At 53.3% G+C, this 19,909-nt stretch carries 17 protein-coding genes and 1 tRNA gene; 5 read left to right on the top strand and 13 right to left on the bottom strand.

What is annotated here, in order from left to right; translation table 11 throughout:
• Window positions 1-1,186 (bottom strand): cache domain-containing protein (locus K1V27_RS02920; protein ID WP_258928017.1); only part of this gene is annotated, 1,186 nt, incomplete at its 3' end.
• Between the two features lie 515 nt (window positions 1,187-1,701).
• On the opposite strand from K1V27_RS02920, the gene K1V27_RS02915 reads away from it, so the two are divergent.
• Genes K1V27_RS02915 through K1V27_RS02905 form a run of 3 tightly spaced genes read left to right on the top strand, consistent with a single transcriptional unit; the run spans window position 1,702 to window position 5,552 of the window.
• Window positions 1,702-2,394 (top strand): class I SAM-dependent methyltransferase, encoded by a 693-nt coding sequence (locus K1V27_RS02915; RefSeq protein ID WP_258928016.1) that lies wholly within the window; start codon window positions 1,702-1,704, stop codon window positions 2,392-2,394.
• The gene (locus K1V27_RS02910) at window positions 2,376-3,077 is read left to right on the top strand and encodes a phosphatidylserine decarboxylase (protein ID WP_258928015.1); all 702 of its coding nucleotides are present in this window, start codon (window positions 2,376-2,378) and stop codon (window positions 3,075-3,077) included. The genes K1V27_RS02915 and K1V27_RS02910 overlap by 19 nt, the downstream gene beginning before the upstream one ends.
• Before the next feature lie 24 nt (window positions 3,078-3,101).
• Window positions 3,102-5,552, top strand: coding sequence for a glycosyltransferase (locus K1V27_RS02905; RefSeq protein ID WP_258928014.1), 2,451 nt, complete (start codon window positions 3,102-3,104; stop codon window positions 5,550-5,552).
• Between the two features lie 659 nt (window positions 5,553-6,211).
• Here K1V27_RS02905 and K1V27_RS02900 read toward each other — a convergent pair.
• The 5 genes from K1V27_RS02900 to K1V27_RS02880 all read right to left on the bottom strand — a co-directional run bounded on the left by K1V27_RS02900 (window position 6,212) and on the right by K1V27_RS02880 (window position 9,516).
• Window positions 6,212-6,571, bottom strand: a complete 360-nt coding sequence (locus K1V27_RS02900; protein ID WP_258928013.1) for a TraR/DksA family transcriptional regulator — start codon at window positions 6,569-6,571, stop codon at window positions 6,212-6,214.
• A gap of 144 nt (window positions 6,572-6,715) precedes the next feature.
• On the bottom strand, window positions 6,716-8,344 hold the full coding sequence (locus K1V27_RS02895) for a hypothetical protein (protein WP_258928012.1): 1,629 nt from the start codon (window positions 8,342-8,344) through the stop codon (window positions 6,716-6,718).
• Window positions 8,345-8,574: 230 nt separating this feature from the next.
• The gene (locus tag K1V27_RS02890) at window positions 8,575-8,805 is read right to left on the bottom strand and encodes a hypothetical protein (protein ID WP_258928011.1); all 231 of its coding nucleotides are present in this window, start codon (window positions 8,803-8,805) and stop codon (window positions 8,575-8,577) included.
• Window positions 8,802-9,011, bottom strand: a complete 210-nt coding sequence (locus K1V27_RS02885) for a hypothetical protein (RefSeq protein WP_258928010.1) — start codon at window positions 9,009-9,011, stop codon at window positions 8,802-8,804. Before K1V27_RS02885 ends, K1V27_RS02890 begins: the two co-directional genes overlap by 4 nt.
• A gap of 196 nt (window positions 9,012-9,207) precedes the next feature.
• The gene (locus K1V27_RS02880) at window positions 9,208-9,516 is read right to left on the bottom strand and encodes a hypothetical protein (RefSeq protein WP_258928009.1); all 309 of its coding nucleotides are present in this window, start codon (window positions 9,514-9,516) and stop codon (window positions 9,208-9,210) included.
• 331 nt (window positions 9,517-9,847) lie between these two features.
• Here K1V27_RS02880 and K1V27_RS02875 point away from each other — a divergent pair, with 331 nt between their 5' ends.
• Window positions 9,848-11,215, top strand: a complete 1,368-nt coding sequence (locus tag K1V27_RS02875; protein WP_258928008.1) for a DUF7453 family protein — start codon at window positions 9,848-9,850, stop codon at window positions 11,213-11,215.
• An 888-nt stretch (window positions 11,216-12,103) separates the two neighbouring features.
• On the opposite strand, the gene K1V27_RS02870 is transcribed toward K1V27_RS02875, so the two are convergent.
• Window positions 12,104-12,190 (bottom strand) — tRNA-Leu (locus tag K1V27_RS02870).
• A 174-nt stretch (window positions 12,191-12,364) separates the two neighbouring features.
• Here K1V27_RS02870 and K1V27_RS02865 point away from each other — a divergent pair.
• Window positions 12,365-13,345, top strand: a complete 981-nt coding sequence (locus K1V27_RS02865; RefSeq protein WP_258928007.1) for a bifunctional riboflavin kinase/FAD synthetase — start codon at window positions 12,365-12,367, stop codon at window positions 13,343-13,345.
• Between the two features lie 28 nt (window positions 13,346-13,373).
• Here K1V27_RS02865 and hflX read toward each other — a convergent pair whose 3' ends face one another.
• From hflX to rpsR, 6 genes are all read right to left on the bottom strand, one after another.
• The gene (gene hflX / locus K1V27_RS02860; protein ID WP_258928006.1) at window positions 13,374-14,960 is read right to left on the bottom strand and encodes a GTPase HflX; all 1,587 of its coding nucleotides are present in this window, start codon (window positions 14,958-14,960) and stop codon (window positions 13,374-13,376) included.
• 147 nt (window positions 14,961-15,107) lie between these two features.
• Entirely contained in the window at window positions 15,108-16,406 is a 1,299-nt protein-coding gene (locus tag K1V27_RS02855; RefSeq protein WP_435051656.1) for a phenylacetate--CoA ligase family protein, read from the bottom strand.
• A gap of 265 nt (window positions 16,407-16,671) precedes the next feature.
• The gene (gene dnaB / locus K1V27_RS02850; RefSeq protein ID WP_258928004.1) at window positions 16,672-18,012 is read right to left on the bottom strand and encodes a replicative DNA helicase; all 1,341 of its coding nucleotides are present in this window, start codon (window positions 18,010-18,012) and stop codon (window positions 16,672-16,674) included.
• Window positions 18,013-18,017: 5 nt separating this feature from the next.
• On the bottom strand, window positions 18,018-18,464 hold the full coding sequence (rplI, locus tag K1V27_RS02845) for a 50S ribosomal protein L9 (protein WP_258928003.1): 447 nt from the start codon (window positions 18,462-18,464) through the stop codon (window positions 18,018-18,020).
• A gap of 54 nt (window positions 18,465-18,518) precedes the next feature.
• Window positions 18,519-19,496 (bottom strand): YybS family protein, encoded by a 978-nt coding sequence (locus K1V27_RS02840; RefSeq protein ID WP_258928002.1) that lies wholly within the window; start codon window positions 19,494-19,496, stop codon window positions 18,519-18,521.
• 137 nt (window positions 19,497-19,633) lie between these two features.
• Window positions 19,634-19,879, bottom strand: coding sequence for a 30S ribosomal protein S18 (rpsR, locus tag K1V27_RS02835; protein WP_258928001.1), 246 nt, complete (start codon window positions 19,877-19,879; stop codon window positions 19,634-19,636).
• Window positions 19,880-19,909 lie beyond the last annotated feature (30 nt).

Below are 19,909 nucleotides of genomic sequence, written 5' to 3'. Positions count from 1 at the left end.
CAGAATGTGCCGCCTTCTTGAAAAATGAAATAAACAAATTCATGTCGCTCTTGAGTCTGTGGTTCAGCCAACTGAAGAACAAGGAAAAGAGTCCAATGAGTGATGTGGATATCAGGATAAAATAGATGACGGTCCTTTCTATCTGATTGTTTAATTTGGCGTGCATTAGAGCAATATTTGTTTCCACGTCATCAAGATACACGCCGGCGCCGACAAGCCAATGCAGGTCGGGTATCCCATAAATGAAAGATACTTTTGGCGATTCTTCATTGGGTTTGGTCAATTTAATGTGGGAATAATAGATGAAGTCACCTTCAGGTTTTAATGCCGCGTGGTATTCCTTTTCAAAAATACCTTTCATTTTATCGGGATTGTCATTGAAAATCTCCCAAAGTTTCCTTGTTCCATTAAAAAGGGTCCCATTTGAGACCAACGCATCTCCATTGAATTTATTAACAAAAATATACCCTTCTTGGCCAAACCGTATCCTGCTGATGGCCGAGAGGAGATTCGCTTTTATCTGATTTTCAACATCATCAACGTACAGGCCGGTCCCAATCAGCCAATCGTATGGCTCAAATCGTTTGATGAAAGATATTTTCTTGAAATCATTGCCTATCTCATTAGGTTTGGTCCACAGGTATTCATAAAAGCCTTCGCCCGACTGTTCCGCAATTTTAATCATGTCTCTAATGACGTATCGCCCGCGCATATCCTGTGTGTTGAGCAGGTTTGATCCTTCCATTTCGGGTCTATCGGCAAAGAGCACTTCTACACCATCCAGGTGGGTTATAAAGTAATAGCCTTTTCCATTCTCAAACCGTATGGGTCTTAATGCATCCAGAATCATTTGCTGAATTTCCATCTCATTCTGAGTAGCATGGTTGCGTTGATAGATATGTTCAGCAATGGAATAGGCCTCATAAACTCGCGACTTGATCGTCTTCCTGGTCAAGGTTTCGCTCTGAGTTTTTTCGTAGCGAATCATGTCTACAACACGATCCACCTCCTGCTTGACTAGCTGTTTCTGTCGGTCAATAAAGTCCGTTCGAATTTGATGAGCCTGAAGTTTGAGGTCGCGATAGGAGTTGATAGTATCGATCGCAACAAAGCTCACACCAAGTCCTATCAAGCAGACAATTCCCCATGCCTGAGTCAGTTTGATAAAGCTTCTCTTCTTTTTCATTGGTAGTTCCCAGCCGGAAATTCAAGATCACCTGCGGTGCAAAAACCGATTATGGTCCAAACGAACTGCCGGTGCCCCCTGCATACGAAGGTCGGAGAGTCAATCAAGGCCTTGTTTATTGCCTACATCCAATTGATTGGAGAAATGCAATTAAAGCAGTATCTGAATAGAATTTGAAGATCATAATGCATTTTATTAATATTATTATAAAAATGAGAACTGTGGCGGATTGAGCGATGCTTGCAGGCCGGGTTGAGGCACAAAACCCGGCAAAACAGGCGTCGGGTTTCGTCATGCGCAAGGCGTGACGAAACCCGTCAACAAGGCCTGCAAACAATGAAACATCTCATGCTTAACCGGTATAGCAAACCCTTTGCACAGCGAAGGAGCTCACTGTTGCGCAACACGTCCAGCCATCTTCCGCATGTCTTGTCACCACAAATTCGCCTCATTGAAACCTGATTGTCACCTTCTTTTCCTATAAGCAGTGGAACAAAAACAAGCAGGAGCGCTTTATGGAAGCTTTCAGTCTAAATGATGCACTCATTAAAGATATTTTCCACCATGCCAGGCCCCTTGGGCATCATGAAAACCTCAAGAACCTGAACCTCGGCTTCGGGTTTCTCTACTATGGGGCGGTGCGGGCATTAAGGCCGCGGCACACTTTGGTCATCGGTTCCGGCTATGGCTTCACGGTGGTTTGTCTGGCCCTGGGCATCAAAGATAACGGCAGCGGAGGCCTCACTTTTGTCGACCCCTCCTATGCATTGTTGAGAGACGGACCTTTCAAAACCATTGGCGGGACCGGCCAATGGGATCAACCGGAAAAGGTGCACAAGCATTTCAAACAGTTCGGTCTGGACGGGATCGTGTCCCATCATAAATTGAAGAGTGAAGAATTCTTTGCCGCCTACCAAGCTTCAGGTCTTCCCCCAATCGATCTCGCCTTTATCGACGGCAATCACAGTTACTCGGACGTGCGCCACGATTTCCAGCAAACGTGCCGGTACAGCCGCAAGAACACGTATATCTTCCTGCACGATACCAATACTTTCATTCGCGAGACCATCCGCCACTCGGGAGTGAACCGCTGGCTCAAGTTTCTGAAGCAGGAAAAAGAGCTTTTTGAAGTGATCAACTTTCCCTTCTCATCGGGAGTCGCCCTGGTTCGGCTGAAGGAGAACAATGTGTGGGAGCATCTGCAGTGATAATGGCCTGCACGGGCCTTCTCGCTGTCGCGCTTGCAGGATTTCTTTATTGGCGCCTTGTCTGGTTCTTTCGCAACCCTGCCAGGTTTCCCCCCGGGTGGCAGGGGATCTTGAGCTGTGCGGACGGCACCGTGGTTTACGTCAAAAAAATTCGCCCGGATCAGGATGTGCTGGTCATCAAAAAGGGCTCGCAGGCCAGCATAAAAGATATTGCCCGCCAGGACATGGCCGGGGAAAAAATCCTGATCGGCGTTTTCATGAGCCCTTTCAACGTCCACTATAATCGCTCTCCTTTGACCGGCAGGGTCGAATTCATCCGCCATTATCCGGCACAGGGGCATAATCTCAGTATGTGGCCCATGCATTTGCGGACCGTTTTGAAGCGCAGGCCGTATTACCGGAACAGTCTTCATGTGAAGCAAAACGAGCGCACCGTGACCAAAATCACCGGCACCTACAGGGAGCGTGATCTGTCCTGCTATGTCATTCAGATTGCGGGGAGGAGCGTTCGGGGGATTGACAGTTACTTGCATGAAGGAATGGAAATTGAGCGCGGCGCCATATTCGGCATGATTCGCATCGGCTCCCAGGTGGATTTGGTTGTTCCATGGACGGATGGAATGCAAATCCGGGTCGGACCCGGCGACAAGGTGAGAGCCGGCGAGAGTATCCTTATTCAATAGCCTCAAATTCGAAGAGGAGGTGCAATGAAGGCCGACCTGCATGTGCATTCGAAGTTTTCCAAGCGCCCGTCGCAATGGCTTCTACAAAAGTTGAACTGTCCCGAGAGCTTCACCGAGCCGCTTCAGCTGTATCAGCTTGCCAGAACGAGAGGAATGTCGCTCGTTACCATAACCGACCACAACACCATCGCAGGTGCCCTGGAGATTGCCCACCTTGCGGATACGTTTATCAGTGAAGAAATCACCACCTATTTCCCGCAAGACGGCTGCAAAATACACGTGCTCGCCTATGACATCGACGAGGGCCGGCATGAGGATATCCAGAAGGCGCGCGAGAACATATTCGACCTGGTGGCTTATCTTCAGCAGGAAAAGATCTTTCACGTGCTCGCACACCCGCTCTATTCCGTCAATGATCGGCTCAGTGCAGACCATTTCGAGCAGTTGCTGCTGCTGTTTAAAAATTTCGAGCTCAACGGGGCGCGGGACGAGATACAAAACGAGTGCCTGAAACAGATATTGCTCCCATTGACTTCCGCCGAGATCGGCGGGCTCGCGGATAAACATGGTTTTATGCCCGGTTTTCCCGAACCGTGGGTGAAGAATCTCACCGGTGGCTCAGACGACCACAGTTCCCTCAATATCGCTCGACGGTACACGCAGGTTGCGAAAGCGAAAAATGTTCGTGAATTTCTCCGCGGCATCGACGGCCACAGTGCCAAGGTCGCCGGGCTTCCGGCCACGCCCCGGACGATGGCCCATAACCTCTACGGCATTGCCTATCAGTTCTACAAGCATAAGCTGAACCTGGGCCGCCATGTGCCCAAGGACATCTTCCTGCGGTTCCTCGACCACTCCCTGCATGTGGGCAGGGAAGAAGAAGAGGGCATGATCTCGAAGCTCTACTGCATGTGGAATTACAGGCGCAGCCAACGCAAAGGGACCGATCGATCCGTCTCGCTGCAGCAGCTTCTCCGGTTGGAATCCCAGCAGCTTATCTGGAATGATCCGCACCTGATGGAAGTGACCAGGTCGGGAAACGGGCAGCATCGGGATCTGGAGAAAATCTGGTTTGAGTTCGTCAACAAGGTATCCAACCGGGTCCTGCCGCACTTCGGCGACCATCTGCTGAACCATCTCTCAGGCGCCAACCTGTTCAACATTTTCAATTCAATCGGCTCTGCGGGCGCCCTCTATTCCGTACTGGCGCCCTATTTCGTCTCGTTTTCTCATTTCACCAAGGACAGGGAGCTGGTTGAGAAGATCCGGGAAAGGTTTCCCCACCAGGCTGCGAAGGCTCACCACAATAACGGCAATGCTCATGTTGCTCACTTCACCGACACCTTTTATGAAGTCAACGGAGTCGCCCTCACGTTGCAGCAGAATATCCAGGCGGCGGTCAAAACGGGCAAGAGGCTTACGGTCATCACGTGTGATGCCGAAAATCACTCGCCAATACCGGGAGTTCAAAACTTCGCTCCGGTGGGTGTTTACGAGCTTCCGTTTTATAAGGAGCTGAAGCTTTTTTATCCGCCCTTTCTAGAGATGCTCAACTATTGCTACGAGCAGGGATTCACCGGCATCCACTCGGCCACCCCGGGCCCCATCGGACTGGCGGCGCTGGCAATAGCCAGGATCTTGAAGGTGCCGATAAGCGGGACGTATCACACCTCACTTCCCCAATATGCCAGCTACCTCACCGGGGACGCCGATATGGAGGAGCTGATGTGGCACTATGTGCTTTGGTACTATGATCAAATGCACAGCATTCTGGTGCCCTCTCGGAGCACCGCCGGGGAATTGCAGGATAAGGGCGTCAATCCCGCCAAAATCAGGCTGTTCCCAAGAGGCATCGACATCGAAAGATTCCATCCGGCCAAGCGAAACGGCTTTCTGGACAGTCGATACGGCTTCAATGGACGTATCAAGCTTTTGTATGTCGGTCGCGTTTCCAAGGAAAAAAACCTGCAGCTACTGGTCCAGGTGTTCAGGTCCTTGATCGCTGTTGCCGACACCGTCTCCCTCATCGTGGTGGGAGATGGACCCTACCTGCAGGAAATGCAGCAGGAGCTGGAAAACACGCCGACTCTGTTCACGGGCTACCTGCAGGGAGATGCGCTGGCAGAAGCCTATGCGTCCTGTGACCTGTTCGTATTCCCAAGCACCACGGACACCTTCGGCAATGTCGTGCTGGAGGCTCAAGCTTCCGGGTTGCCGGTCATCGTCACCGATTGCGGCGGACCAAAGGAGAATTTAATCCCGGGAAGAACGGGGATCGTAGTTCCCTGCGCAGATGCGGATGCGATCCTCAGGGCAGTGCTGAAGCTCATCGATAACCCGGGGGTGATGAGAGACATGGGCAAAGAAGCACGGCGCTACATGGAAGGGCGGTCTTTTGAAAAAGCCTTTGAACAGACCTGGCAGATCTATGAGGGGCGTGCACCGGAGCCTTCCCACCTGGCCCGGGCTGTTTAGCCGAGCCTGGCCGCCGCGACGCGGGCAGGCCCGGCGATGGGTTTCGTACATTATCCCGGCGCCTGGGGAGGCAAGCCTTGTCTATGGCACAGGCCGCGCCTGGCAGGAATCAACATAACTGTTCCTTAAATCATAGTTGCAAGCGTTTCCTTTAAGATCTGCAGTTGGGGGTTCCTCATGGGGGAGATCGTTGCATTTATTGTTGTGATTGTTGTCTTGGCCGCGATGCTGTTTGTCCGAGTCACCCTTCTTCAAGATAAGAATCCAAATGCCGAGCTGCTCACGGAATTGCTGAGGACCATCAGCTCTGCCGACAAGGGATGATTCGTTGGAATCTATCATTTTACCAATGTGGTGACTGCGGACGCTCGGGACTAAGTCACCTGCTGCCTCACAGCCGTTTTAGCTCGATCGTCAACAGGACCCGGATCAACGGAAGATCGCCCCTGGGGGCGCTGGTGATCCATAATATCGCGGGCGGTGAAGCGAACCGCACCATGGACACGCAGACGAACTTCAATCGAGATACGAGGGTATGAATATATCGTGTTGAACACAAAAGAGAATGGAATTAAATGGCGGACGATCCGCCATTCGTTGTGTTGAGAAACCTGGCCCGGTGGATCTGCAAGAAAAGGCAGACTGACCATGCACCGGATTTAAAGCTTCTCGAGAGCCTTCTTGCAGTCCACACAGACAGCCGTCATCGGCTGTGCTTTCAGACGGTCGAGACCGATTTCCTGACCGCATTCCAGACAGATGCCATAGACCCCGTTTTCAATTCGTCTCAACGCTCCCCGGATTTCCTGAACCAATCGATGATTGCGATAATGGATCTGCAGAGCGAGCTCTCGTTCATAGCGGGCAGAAGCGAGATCAGCTTCATCCATGGGGCCCTGCAGAAGCTCGCCATCCATCATACTGGAGAGAAGTCCTTTAAACTCGGGCAGCGCCTCGTTCAAATGTGCCCGCAGAAGAGTATCAAATCGCTTGAGATTTTCCTGATTCATCCGACTCATCCTCTTCTCCTTGTCTGCCGATATCGTCGTGATGGTGTCAAAAGGTTTGCTGCGATGAGACGAATAGAAAGGGGACTTGAATGAGTCCCCCAAACATTCAACTTCCATCGTAATGAACCGGATCAAGCACCTGCCGGGTCAAGGCTAATGGACATAGACAAAGATGGGGTTCGAGTAGAACCACAAGTCGTTCCAAGCCTCCTGGGCGCCGTCGATCCCGAGTTCCTGAGTGAGCAGATTGTCCGGCAGTGGGTTGCCTTCGGCATCGGTTTCATAAGGGGTGCCGGGCGCCAAATTGGTTCCGCGCAGACGGTAGTACATGTTCTTGTTCACGTTCTTGATGTGATAAACGATGGTGCTGTACCCTTCCTTGTCTTTCTTGAAGTCCTTGGCATTGAAGGTCGCTACGAGTTTCGCGGTCGGATTGGTCGGGTTGGTGTAATCGGCGTCCGTTGGATTCACCACTCCGGTGATTTCTCCCGCGATCAGGTCGATGTGGTCGACCGTCGGGGCCGCACAGGATTGAATGTGAATCCCGTCTACTGCACAGTTGTTTTTCTCGGGGCTTTTGAACCTGATCTTCAGCTTGAGGTTCTTGATTGTGCCTTTCGCCTCAAGGTCGCCGCCCATGCTGACTTTATCGTCTTGGTTCTGAGCTTCGAATTCCAGGTGGTCGATCAGATCGCCATGCACGAAAAAGGCGTTTCCGCTGCGCAGACCGTCGGCGATTTCATCCAGGGAGTATTCGCCGTCATCGTCTTGATCGACGGCATAAACCCAGGTCTTCTGGTACTCGCCGGGATAGAAGTCGTCACCGCCGGCGGTGTAGTGCCTGTGATAGTCGGAGCTGGCATAATTGAACCAGCGCCGTCCTTCGCCCAGGAGGGCGTCCCAGAGGCCGCCGACCTCAGCCGTGAAGAAGCCGACGCCACCGAATGTGCCGCCGAAAGCCAAATTGCCGAACCCGCGAAGACCGTTGACCTGATGTCCGGGCGCGCCTTCGAAGCCAAAGCAAACATCGGGGGCTGCATTGTTGAAATCCCTGAAGTGTTCGATTCCGTATGCTTGTGCACGCTCGACATGAGCGAAGATTATCCAGCCATTATCGATCAGGCCATCCTCGTACTGTTTCTGCATCCACGCGCAGGCATCCACGGCATCTTGATGGCTCTTGTTCTTCTTCAACAGGCTCATACCGGCAAAGTCTTCCCCGGTGCGGCTCGTATCGGAATCCGACTTATCGAACTGGAATTCAAAAGCGCTGATGGCGCCGGCATCGTCGGCTACGATGCCGGTGCTGCAATGCTCATGAGCCGGAACGTTCCACTCGAAGCCGGAAAAGATCTTCTTGTCGGGGTACAGAGCTCGGTTCTGCAGAATGTCAGGAAAAACAAAGTCCCGCAGGCTCTGCCAGCGCCACATCACCTGGTGACCGTTGCTGAACGCTTGATCGCCCAGGATCGGGTTGGTTGGGTAAAAAATGGGGTCGTCCCAAAAATTACCGTTCCCGTCGCGGTTGCGGCTGCCCCCGTGCTCCGAATTGGCCCACCAGTCCAAACCGAACTCGTTGTTCTTGCTCATCACAAAATCAAAAGAAGTGCTGCCGTCCGTGTAGAGGGTGTGTTGATGAAAATCGCCCGCAAGCCATTCGCCCTTGGGCTGTTTGGCGCTTATCGGGACTGCGCCGACCAGCATCAATGCGGTAACAATTAACAGAGCGGTAGGCCGAAGAAGGCAGCTCTTGAATCCTTTTCTGAGGCTCTTCAAATCCATTTTTCATCCTCCTGGAAAAACTGAATATCAGGTTGGTTGTGAGTGCATCAAATGACCTGTTCGATTCAGAATAAACGATTGGGTGTATCACCTCCTTTTCACGGGCCGGCAGTTGGTCGATTTGCAGCCTTCGCCGAAGTCGCACTCCAATGCCGCACGGGTTCGATACCTGGGAATCCTTTGCTGAAGCACGGGAGCTCTCCTCGCTGCAGCCGGGTTAATGGGTCTGCCTAGAATTTCATTTCGATAAAACAATTATTGAATGACCCGAGGGTGACGGTGATGTGACAATTGGTTGAAAGCGTCGGGGGATTTATCCAGGCCAGGCAGCGAACTTCAGTTTTGCCCGCAAAACAGTGCCGAATCACCTGAGGCGTTCTCGATGCACGCTGTTCAGCCGCTTCTTGTGTATCTTTTGGACCTTTGGTGTCAGGTGCAACTTTAAAATAAAATTTATTCATCCGAGAATTGGCTCCATCGCGAGAACCGGATGGCCCACTTGTTCCAGAAATGAATAGATTTCATCCTTGAGCATTTTCGGCATCCAGACAAGCCTCTTGATGCCTCCGTCACCGGCTACGAACTTGCGCTGCGTGATGTTGTACTTGTTATATTTGCCAAAGGAACATGCATTCCTATGCCGGCAGTCACTGATGGTTTTCGTCACGCTCGGGCGCGACTCCACCCATCAACAAGGCCTGCAAACAATGAAACATCTATTGCTTAACCGGTATAGCATGGGACAAATGGGGAATGCTCCCTCTTGGAAGCTATAGAATCTTGGAAGCATCAACAGGAAGACGCGCATGAACAGAGTAGCACGAAAGCGAGGACCCTTCTGATGACCGACCCGGCCGGCATGTTCACTTGGTTAGAGTTATGGTCGGATTAAACACATTCCATGTGACATGGCTGCCGCTTGAGGGGTACATTTGGCAATAGCAGTAAACCGATCCGCAGTAAATTTCGACGTCGTCGGAGAAGCGCGCTTGCAGTGTGTATGTCGTGCTGTGATTCAGCGCAACGGGTGGCAGTGAAGCCAGCATTACGCCGCTGGGGTCGTTGCGGTCCTGGGTCGAGTAGTTGCAGCTGCTGAAACCGTCGCTGCCGGTCGGGCACTTGGCAAAGGGAGCGCCGACGATGGAGTCGGCTTTGGAGTCCAGCAGCCTCAAAGAAAGCGTTACTCGTTTGGAAAGCGGCAAGATCGACCTTAAATCAGTCGAAATCAAAAATGAGCTCGAAAATATCTATTCATTAGCACAATAATGTTCTGGCACGACAATGACCTTGACAGCATCACGTGTTAGTGTTATAGAGAAGACCTTAAAAGGCGACTTCTTGTCATCCCATTCCATCTCACTTCTTTCCACTCCATTTCACTGATGAGACCCCGGTGCCATTGGCAGCTCCCCGGATGAAGCAGGCACAGCTCACTTAAACCGGGCTCATCCCTTGGCTTCAATCACGGGAAAAAAATCGTTCCTTCCAAGGGAGGTTGAGGCAATGAAACCGTCAAAAAGAATTTCCCTTGTTTTACTGGCTGGTGCTTTTTCTTGCTGTGTTGTTTCGGGTGCGAGGGCCCAGAAATTCATGCTGCACACGGTAGCGGACCTGAACACCCCCATTCCGGAGGGTTCCGGGAATTTTACCCATGTGTATGGGCATGTCATCAGCGGCCGCTATGTGGGGTTCATGGGCCTGGGGGGCTCCGGGCAACAGGGCGTGTATTTTTTCGATGAAACCGGCATTCACCGGGTGGCGGATCTCAATACCGCCATTCCCGATGGCACGGGCACCTTCACCGGGCTTGCCCTATCGGCGGTTCTCAGCATCGACGGCCGCAACGTGGTCTATAAAGGAGACGGGACGGGGCAGCAGGGGATGTACCTGTTCGACGGAGTAAATGCGCGCCGGATCGCCGATCTAACCACACCCATCCCGGGTGGCGAGGGCAATTTCACCGGCTTCGGGTTCCCTAAAATCAGCGGTGCCAATGTGGCGTTCTATGCCGAAGGAGCCAGTCAGGCAGGGATCTACCTGCACAACGGAACAAGCCTCCTGCGGGTGGCCGACTACAACACACCCATCCCCAATGGGTCAGGAGCCTTCGAGTTTTTTGGGTCCAGCCTGGTGAGTGCCAGCCACGTATTTTTTGGTGCATCCGGCCCTTTAGGGCAGTCGGGGATTTACGCATTCGACGGCTCCACCCTGGAGAAGCGGGTGGATCTCAACACGGCGATACCCGGCGGCGCGGGAAACTTTAGTTCCATCACAGCCTTCTGGATCAGCGGCGCCAGTGTTGCCTTTTTGGGCAGCGGACCAGGCGTCGGCAGCGGCATCTATCTCTCGGACGGCGCGACACTGAGCAAGGTGGTGGACACCAACACCCCCATCCCTGATGGAACGGGCAACTTCTCAAATTTTGAGCCTAGCTTCAGGATAAGCGGAGGTAAAGTTACCTTCAAAGGGCTTGGCTCGGGCGGGCAGCAGGGAGTCTACCTGTTCGACGGTAGTGTGCTCCGCAAGGTGGCCGATCTGACCACGGATATCCCGCCGGTGGTGACGGGCGTGTCGAACCGCTTCACGTCTTTCCACTTCCCCATCATCAATACCGGCAGCGTGGTCTTTCAAGCCATTGGAGCCGTGATCGAGGGCATCTACCATTACCGGGGAAGCACCCTCAGTAGCGTGGCGGATACGGCCACCCCCATCCCCGGTGGGAGCGGGAACTTCACGGGATTTGCCGGATACGACAACAGCGGCTGTAACGTTGTGTTTCGCGGGCAAGGGTCATCGGCGCAGGAAGGGATCTATCTGGGGACGCCCTCCAACCCCTCGCTGCCTGCCGTTCTCCTGATCACGGTGGAATAGGTGAGGTGAGGTGATAAGAAGGTGGAGTATGAACTTTGTGAACTATACGTGGTAGACCAGATTCAATAACCAAAGAAACACATAATTTCATGGGCGCGTCTAACTCTGGATTTCACATCACAGGGCGTGATGCGAATTGATGAAAGGAGTATATGCGGGCAGTCTCTTAGGCAATGTCAATTCGAATAATTTCGTTTTTCCTACAGAATTGGCTTCTTAAGATAACAGCCAAGGTACTTTTGGTGAGTAGTCATGATAAGCGGAAGAGGGAAAAACTTAATCCCAAAGCTATCGATAGACTCCCCCAATTGTTGCACGAAGCAAAAGTGTAGAGCCTGTCGCAATCACGAGAGATGATCGAGGAGATAAGGATGGGGCAGGAAGACGTGATGAAGCGGAGGAACCGATGGAGAGCGAAAAACAGGTTGAGGAGCCGCCCGAAAACCCGGTGAAATGAATGACATTGTAGTTTGTCCGTTGCTGCATATTTGCGACGAGGATGGGAAACATGCATCCTTACAATGAGCCTACCATGCATGCTGTACTTTCCGAAATCGATAATATAGATTCCAGGATAATGTATTTGGTGTAGTCGGGTTGAGTCACGTGTTTCGCATGACGAAACCCAACGCCTATTTTGCTGGGTTTCGTACCTCACCCCAGCCTACTTGCCATGGTCTCAGTGTGCGAAATGTATGCTGCTGGTGGACCACATGAGCTCAGCCTGCGTGCGGAAGCAACTCGGGCTTCACTCGACCACCATGACGGTTGACATTTATGGGCACTGGTCAAGAAATTCTCTCTATACTTGACCGGCAGAAATGACAAAACCCTCTACCGGCGGGCCGGAGAGGGTCTTGTCACGATTTCTTCAATGATTTAAATCGATGGTGCCGAAGCGGGGACTCGAACCCCGACAGGCGTACGCCCACTAGACCCTGAACCTAGCGCGTCTACCAGTTCCGCCACTTCGGCTGATAAAACCGTTGCAAAGAAAACGCCGGTAACGTATTGTAAAAAACTTGCGCTGTCAAGAGCTATTTTCCTCTGTTTAATTGGGTGATGCCAGTGATTAGTGTTAGTGTTGAAAAATAAAGTGAAGACGTTGCTTGCCCACAATTGATTCTCATGCTCAGGCTGGATATGTAAATGAAACTGCCATCAAGTGCTGGAGGTAATGGTCCCTACATGGAAGTTTTTTGCGGAATCGATCAGATCAACAGGCCCTTAAGGAATCCCGTCCTGACCATTGGTAACTTCGACGGAGTTCATCTGGGGCATCAGACGCTTTTTGACAGGGTCAAGCACCGCGCCCAGGACCTTGGCGGCGAGTCGGTGGTGATGACCTTCCATCCGCACCCGCTGGAGGTGCTTTCCCCCGGAAACGGACCGGTTTTTATTACTGAGCACGCACGTAAATTGAGGCTCATCGAATCCTGTGGCATTGACATCGCCATCGTCATTCCGTTCAGCCGGGAATTTGCCCGCATGAGTGCTCAACAATTTGTCAAGCGTATCCTGGTGGAAAAAATAGGGGTCAAGGCCCTCGTGGTTGGATACGATTACAAGTTCGGACACGGCCGTGAAGGTGATATCGAATTTTTAAGAAATCTTGGCAAGAAATATGCTTTTGACGTGGAGGCCGTTACGGGCATCAAGATGGACGGGAAGGTTGTGAGCAGTACCGCAATCCGTCAGTGCATACAGCAAGGTCAGCTCAAGGAAGCCAATGTACTCCTGGGGCGCCCCTACGAGATCAGCGGGGCGGTGGTCAAGGGACGGGACAGAGGGGGGCGTGTTCTTGGATTCCCCACCGCAAACATTCGCCTGTCCTGCCAGGCACCTCCCAAGACCGGAGTTTACGCGGTTCGAGTGGAAATCGATGGGAAGACGTATGGCGGTGCGGCCAACCTGGGCTACAATCCCACCTTCGGTGATACCGACCTTTCCCTGGAGGTCCATATCTTCGATTTCAACCAGGATCTGTACGGCAAGGAAATCACGGTTCAATTTGTCGATCGCCTGAGAGACGAACAGCGCTTTGCGGGACCGGAGGAGCTGGCGGTTCAAATTCACCGGGATATTCAAACAGCCAGAGAGATTCTGACGGCGGCCCCAAGGCGGGAATGACCAGCATTTTGAGCCGCCCGGTTAGAGGCTAGTTGGGGGAAGAGACCGGCGGTTGGGGGGGCTCTTTCAACGCCTGGCGGGTCGATTGCGGAGCAAACTGTTCAAGCAGCAGCTCCACCTGGTCTTCCATGGCAGCGATGAGGGGCTGCAGGGTTTGGGTGGCAAGGGCGGAGACCGCCACACCGCCATGGCGCCCCAGCTTCTGGGCAACGTACTCGCCACTGACCAAATCCATTTTGTTGAACACCAAGATGGTGGGCTTCCGATGCAATTCCAGGGCGGAGAGAATCTTCTCGACCGCGGCCATCTGATCCTCGAACTGCGGATTGCTGATATCAACCACGTGCAGCAGAAGGTCCGCATCATCGAGTTCCTCGAGGGTAGCTCCGAAGGCATCGAGCAAATCTTTGGGGAGATCACGGATAAATCCCACGGTATCGGTAATGATGACCTCCATGTCGCGTGGGAATCGCAGCCGCCGCGTGGTGGGGTCGAGGGTGGCGAAAAACTTGTCCTCCACGTACACCGAACTGTGCGTCAGAGTATTCAAAAGAGTCGATTTGCCGGCATTGGTGTACCCCACAATCGAGATAATCGGCAGCTCCTTGCGCAATCTGCGGGAGCGGCGTTGACTGCGGTTTTTGCGAATGATACGCAGCTCGTTTTCCAGGTTGGAGATGCGATCCTTGATCCGGCGCCGATTGATTTCCAGCTTGGTCTCGCCGGGCCCCCGCGCCCCGATTCCTCCGGTGAGACGCGATAGGGCGTCGTCCTTCATGCCCAGGCGCGGCAGCAGGTACTTGAGCTGGGCCATTTCCACCTGGATTTTTCCTTCCCGGCTCTTGGCGCGTTGGGCAAAAATATCCAGGATCAGCTGGGTGCGGTCGATGACCCGCAGCTCTGTAGTGTCAGTGATCGAGCGCACCTGGGATGGATTGAGATCCTGGTCGAAGATCAGCAAGTCCACTCCAAGCTGCAATGCCCGCAGCACGATTTCACTCAGCTTGCCTTTGCCGATCAAATACTTGGGATTGACCTGGCGTTGTCGCTGGACGATGGTGTCGACCGGTGTGATTCCGCTGGCATGAGCCAGTTCGATCAACTCATCCATGGAAGCTTGCAGTGTTGCCCTGTCTGCAGCGTCATGGGTGGCAAAAACGCTCACCAGGATGGCTCTGTCCTGTTGCGCGGCCGCGGGTATTGCCGGGCGATTGCGCTCCAGTTCTTCTTCCAGGGACTGTACCAGTGCCACAAAGTCGAGGTGGGGATCATGACAGGGCATTAGTGGCAGGGTCTCCCATCCCTGCCGATGGGTGCCGCCATGGGGAAGTATGTGGGCGACCTCAAGCTGGGTGGCTCCACCGTGCTGATCGACCCGCACCGCAGCGATACAATCGAGTCGCAGGAAAACCAGGTCCATGAGGTCGTCCTGGGAGAGAGGCTCCTGCTGCAAGTGGGTATGCACCAGGCGAAGTCCCCTCAGGCGCCATCGCCCTCCGCGGCTTTTGGGCAAATCGGGGATGTAAAGAGAGCGCGGACCGCCGACCAGAACCATTTCTACCGCACCGTCGCGGGACAGGAGCAGCCCGATCTGGCGGCCGCTTTCGAAGGACAATCGAGCGATATCGCGGGATAAATCCGGAGATACTACTTGCCTGGGCGGGACTCGTCGCCGCTGCAGCTTCTGGATGCGCTGCAGAATACTGCTTTTTAAGCCGGCGGTATTACCGTAAACTTTTTTGATCTGATGGACCTCCTGTGTCTAAAGGGATCGCTGGTCAACCAATCGAACCGCTTTGCCCTCGCTTTTCGGCAGGCTGTGCGGCTCTACCAGCTCCACTTGTGGGGTGAGCAGCAATTCGCTGCGCAAATCATGTGTGATCTTTTTCTGAATGCGCTGCAGATGGCGCATATCCTCTATAAAAATTTTCTCGTTCACCTCAACCCGAACGATCATGGTATCGATATTATTTTCGCGCTGCAGAACGATCACGTAATTGTTGCCCACTTCGGGTATATTCATTAGAACCTGTTCCACCTGGATGGGAAAGATATTCACTCCCTTGATGATGAACATATCGTCGGATCGCCCCTGCATGCGATCGATGCGCCGGTGTGCCCGTCCACACGGGCAGTCGCCGGGCATAAAACGGGTCAGATCCTTGGTCCGGTAGCGGATCAGGGGCATCGCTTCGCGGTGCAGCGTGGTCAAAACCAGCTCGCCAATGGTACCCTCGGGAACCGGTTCCAGGGTTACGGGGTCGATGATTTCTGCAAAATAGGAGTCTTCCCAAATGTGCATGCCAAGCTGGTGCGGGCATTCGAAGGCAACCCCGGGGCCATTCATTTCCGAAAGACCATAGCTGTTGTAGGCACGCACGCCATAAAACTCTTCGATTCTACGGCGGACTTCCTGCGAATACGGTTCGGCTCCAAGGTATGCGATGCGCAGCTTGAGGTCCCTTCTGGGGTGGATGCCCGCTTCCTTCATGATGTCCTGCAGGCGCAGCGCGTAACTCGGGATGATGTGCATGACATTGGTACCGAAGTCCTTCATCAGTTGAATCTGGCGCTTGCTGTTGCCAGCTCCGGCCGGAATGGTCAGCAGGCCCAGCCGCTCGGCTCCGTAATGAAACCCGAGTCCGCCGGTAAAAAGGCCATAACCGGTCAGATTTTGAAAAGTATCACCGGCGCGCGCGCCGGTCATATAAATGCAGCGTGCCATCAATTCGGCCCAGTGCTCCACGTCCCCTCGCGAATAGAATATGGCGGTTGCCTGACCGCTGGTGCCGGATGAGACGTGCAGCCGGACCAGCTGCTCCTTGGGCACACACAAGAAGCCGTATGGGTAGTGATCCCTCAGATCCTGCTTGGTCGTGAAGGGGAGCTTTCTGATGTCCTTGAGGCTGTTGATCAGAGAGGCGCTGATATGGTTGTCGGCAAACTTCTTATGGTAAAAGGAATAGTTGGAAACTCGCTCAACCATGTGTCGCAGCCGGTGCAATTGCAGCGCATCGAGCTCCGAGCGCGATAATGACTCGACGGATTCGTCCCAGTACAATTTTTCCATGGCAATTTTTCTCGGTGATTCACAATCTACGAGACTGTTCGAAAATTAAGCTTGTGCGTTCTTCAGTCATTCCGGTAAATCCCTGATCAGGCTCCGGGACAGGCACCTGAATCCAGCAATCATATGATCCTCTGGATGCAGGACGCCGTGGCGGGGGATTGGGTAAGTAACCGGGCCGTCCGATCACCCCTCACCCTCTCCCCTCAAGGGGGGAGGCGACCCAGTGCATTAAAGTCTCGCATCCTCGGGCTGTTTCCTAGGTGCCCGCCGCGAGATTTTCGAAGCGGGTATAGGAATTGATGTAGGCCAGCTTGATCCTTCCTGTGGGCCCGTTTCTCTGCTTGCTGACGATGATCTCTGCGATGCCTTTTTCCGTGGTCATGGGATTGTAGGCTTCGTCCCGATACACAAAAGCTATGACATCGGCATCCTGTTCGATCGCTCCGGATTCCCGCAAATCACTCAACTGCGGCCTTTTGTCATGCCGCTCTTCGACCTTTCGGTTGAGCTGTGACAGGGCGATGACCGGAACGTTCAGTTCCTTGGCCAGGGCTTTTAACGAGCGGGAAATTTCAGAAATCTCCTGCTCTCTTCTCTCGGCTCCATCACGACTGCGCATGAGCTGCAAATAGTCCACCACAATCAGTCCCAGTCCGCGGTCTGCTTTCATGCGTCGTGCCTTGGCGCGCAGCTCCAGGGAGGATATTGCCGGAGTGTCGTCGATGTAGAGGGCGGCATCCATGAAATAGCCGGCTGCTGTCAGCATCTTGGCGCACTCTTGCCTGCTCAGAAATCCCGTTCGAATCTTGTGTGAATCGACCCGCGCTTCCGAGCACAACAGCCGCATGGCAAGCTGTTCCTTGCTCATTTCCAGGGAAAAAAAACCGACCGGCACTCCGCTTTCCAGAGCCGCGTTGCGGGCAATGTTCAGCGCCAGGGCGGTCTTGCCCATGCTCGGGCGACCGGCGATAATGATCAGATCGGATGCCTGAAATCCGGCCGTGAGTTTGTCCAGGTCGACAAAATGGGACGGCACTCCGGTCACCATTTCGCGGTTTTCCTGGAAGCTCTCGATCACCTCGATGCTCTTTTTCACCACATCCTTGAGGGCGAAGTAGCTGGATCGAAGACGGTTTTCCGTAATGTTGAATACCGCCGCTTCGGTGACGTCCAGAATCTCCTCCACCGTCTTACCCCCCCCGTAACACCATGCCATAATTTCGTGGGCGGCTTGAATGAGGCGCCTGAGCAGAGCCTTTTCGTTGATAATCTTGGCGTAGATCTGGACATTGGTCGCGGAAGGAACCATCTCCGCCAGGGACGCGAGGTAGGTGGCGCCTCCAATGGCTTCCAACTGATTTTTCTCCGCCAGGTGATCGGCTACGGTGACCAGGTCGATGGGCTCGTTGCGTTCAAACAGTTCCTGGAATGTTCGAAATATGGTGCGGTGAGAGTCACGGTAGAACTCATCGCCTCTGAGGACCTCGAGGGCCGAAGGCAGGCCCTCGTTGTCGATCAGAATGCCTCCCAGCAGAGACTGTTCTGCTTCAATCTGATGGGGGGGAATTCGCTTGAGCTCGTCGGTGGAACTCTCCATGAGCCTTATTCTTCTTTTTCGATCACCAGTTGAATGTTGGCGTTGACATCCGAGCCCATGCGAATTGGCACTGAGTAGGTTCCCAGCTGCTTTATGGGCTGGTCGAGGATGATGTTTTTCCGGTCGACTTCAAATCCCTGCCCCTCGAGCGCATTGGCAATGTCCACAACACTCACGGAACCATACAGTTTATCGTCCTCTGCCACCTTGCGATGCAGCTGGATGCTGACCTGATTGAGTTTTTCTGCAGCCGAAAGCATCTCCCGGCGGACTTTTTCTCGTTTGGCGGCCAGAATTCTCTTGCGATGCTCGAGCTCACGGACGTTTTCGCCAGTGGCCTTGAGCGCCAGTCCCTGCGGAAGGAGGTAGTTGCGCGCATAGCCGGGCGCAACATTCACAATTTGGCCGATTTCGCCGAGCGAAGCTATGTTCTCGGTAAGGATTATCTTCATGCTCATCTCCCTAAAAACAACTATACGTTAATGCGTTGGTCGTGATAACCGGGGTCAGGCGTTCGAGGGCGATTCTTTTGACAGGCGTCGGAAGTCGAACCAGACATCGAAAAGCCCCAATAACACTGCACCAAGAGAAGCAAACTGCTGGAGCAGCAGGAAACCGTAGAAGACGGCTCGAAGCATCTTGGGCAGCTTCCATCGTTCAAAATAAAAGGAAATAATCGCCAATCCCTGAAAGAGATAGATAGTTCCCAATATGATCAGCAGATTCAAGGCGACCATCTTCACTGATGGGGATGGAAGGAGGAGCGCAAAACCGGTTACGATCACCACCCAAACCAGAAGTTCGGAGGCCTTCCACCTGATCCATTTGCCCCACGGGGGCAATGGAATGCGGCGGACCTCACAAAAGCGCTTTGCCATCAGCAGGTTGAGCCACGCCATAACAAAAGCGGAAGCCAGTGAAGCACCGGGGAGAATCCTGACGATTACCGGTACCACTCCGGCCAGGGATTCTTCCAGCAAGCGTGCTTCAGGAGTTATGCCCGCGTATTGTTGCAGAGTGACCTCGATGGTTCTCCGCAGTCCTTCTTCCAGACTCGCAAATATCCCCCCGTCAGCGGCACTGTGGGCTTGCAGGAAAATCATCGATCCCGTCACAAACACAAGCAGGCCGGCCACACCGATGGTCTTTTCCAGCGTCCATTTGCGCCGCATGCCGGCGGCAAGCATGAGTCCCAACAGCAGCATTTCCATGAGATAGGGCATGCTTTGGGTAATGTTGAGATAGGAAAACAGCGCCCACCCTCCCAGGAGCGCGCCGCCCGGGACGAGAAGTCCCAGGGGCGGACCATATCGGTAGAAGCTGAGAAGGGTGGGCAGCGGAGTAAAGACCCCCACAAATATTCCCATCATCGGGATCAGCAGTACGGAGGTAAAGAATATGAGCGTTGCTGCGATTCCCACAGCAAACTCGCGGGCAACGCTGTTGTTGTGCAGTGGCACCATCTTTTTGTTATTGGGCAACATCGGTCGTCATACCGAGCCTTGCTCCACCAGCAACTGCATGATTTCAATCCGGCGAGTCCGTTTTGCCGAGCCGCCCGGCATGGCACGGCTTTATCTCAATCAATTACCGCTCTGCCAGGCTCGCGGATGGACCTCGTCTAAATAGTGTGGATTGTGGTAAACGGCAACAGAGCCACCTGGCGAGCTCGTTTGATGGCCAGAGTGAGTTCGCGCTGGTGTTTTGCACAATTTCCGGAAATGCGTCTGGGAACGATCTTGCCTCGTTCTGTGACGAAATATCGCAACGTTTTGGGATCCTTGTAATCGATCTTCAATTCGTTATCCACACAAAAGCGGCATACCTTACGTCTATGAAAAGTTCGTCGTCTGCGTCTGAAAGCCATAATCTGCTCCGATCTAAGTGCTCTATGAAT

The organism is Desulfoferrobacter suflitae (assembly GCF_022603395.1).
Classification (GTDB): Bacteria; Desulfobacterota; Syntrophobacteria; order Syntrophobacterales; family Syntrophobacteraceae; genus Desulfoferrobacter; species Desulfoferrobacter suflitae.
The sequence above is the reverse complement of the archived record's forward strand: the minus strand, read 5'-3'. Positions and strand labels throughout refer to the sequence as shown.

Excerpts from the sequence above, each read along its gene's own strand:
- K1V27_RS02915 (WP_258928016.1), top strand. The coding sequence starts at position 1,702 with ATGGAAGCTTTCAGTCTAAATGATGCACTCATTAAAGATATTTTCCAC.
- K1V27_RS02905 (WP_258928014.1), top strand. The coding sequence starts at position 3,102 with ATGAAGGCCGACCTGCATGTGCATTCGAAGTTTTCCAAGCGCCCGTCG.
- K1V27_RS02900 (WP_258928013.1), bottom strand. The coding sequence starts at position 6,571 with ATGAGTCGGATGAATCAGGAAAATCTCAAGCGATTTGATACTCTTCTG.
- K1V27_RS02895 (WP_258928012.1), bottom strand. The coding sequence starts at position 8,344 with ATGGATTTGAAGAGCCTCAGAAAAGGATTCAAGAGCTGCCTTCTTCGG.
- K1V27_RS02890 (WP_258928011.1), bottom strand. The coding sequence starts at position 8,805 with ATGAATAAATTTTATTTTAAAGTTGCACCTGACACCAAAGGTCCAAAA.
- K1V27_RS02875 (WP_258928008.1), top strand. The coding sequence starts at position 9,848 with ATGAAACCGTCAAAAAGAATTTCCCTTGTTTTACTGGCTGGTGCTTTT.
- K1V27_RS02865 (WP_258928007.1), top strand. The coding sequence starts at position 12,365 with ATGAAACTGCCATCAAGTGCTGGAGGTAATGGTCCCTACATGGAAGTT.
- dnaB (WP_258928004.1), bottom strand. The coding sequence starts at position 18,012 with ATGGAGAGTTCCACCGACGAGCTCAAGCGAATTCCCCCCCATCAGATT.
- rplI (WP_258928003.1), bottom strand. The coding sequence starts at position 18,464 with ATGAAGATAATCCTTACCGAGAACATAGCTTCGCTCGGCGAAATCGGC.
- K1V27_RS02840 (WP_258928002.1), bottom strand. The coding sequence starts at position 19,496 with ATGTTGCCCAATAACAAAAAGATGGTGCCACTGCACAACAACAGCGTT.
- rpsR (WP_258928001.1), bottom strand. The coding sequence starts at position 19,879 with ATGGCTTTCAGACGCAGACGACGAACTTTTCATAGACGTAAGGTATGC.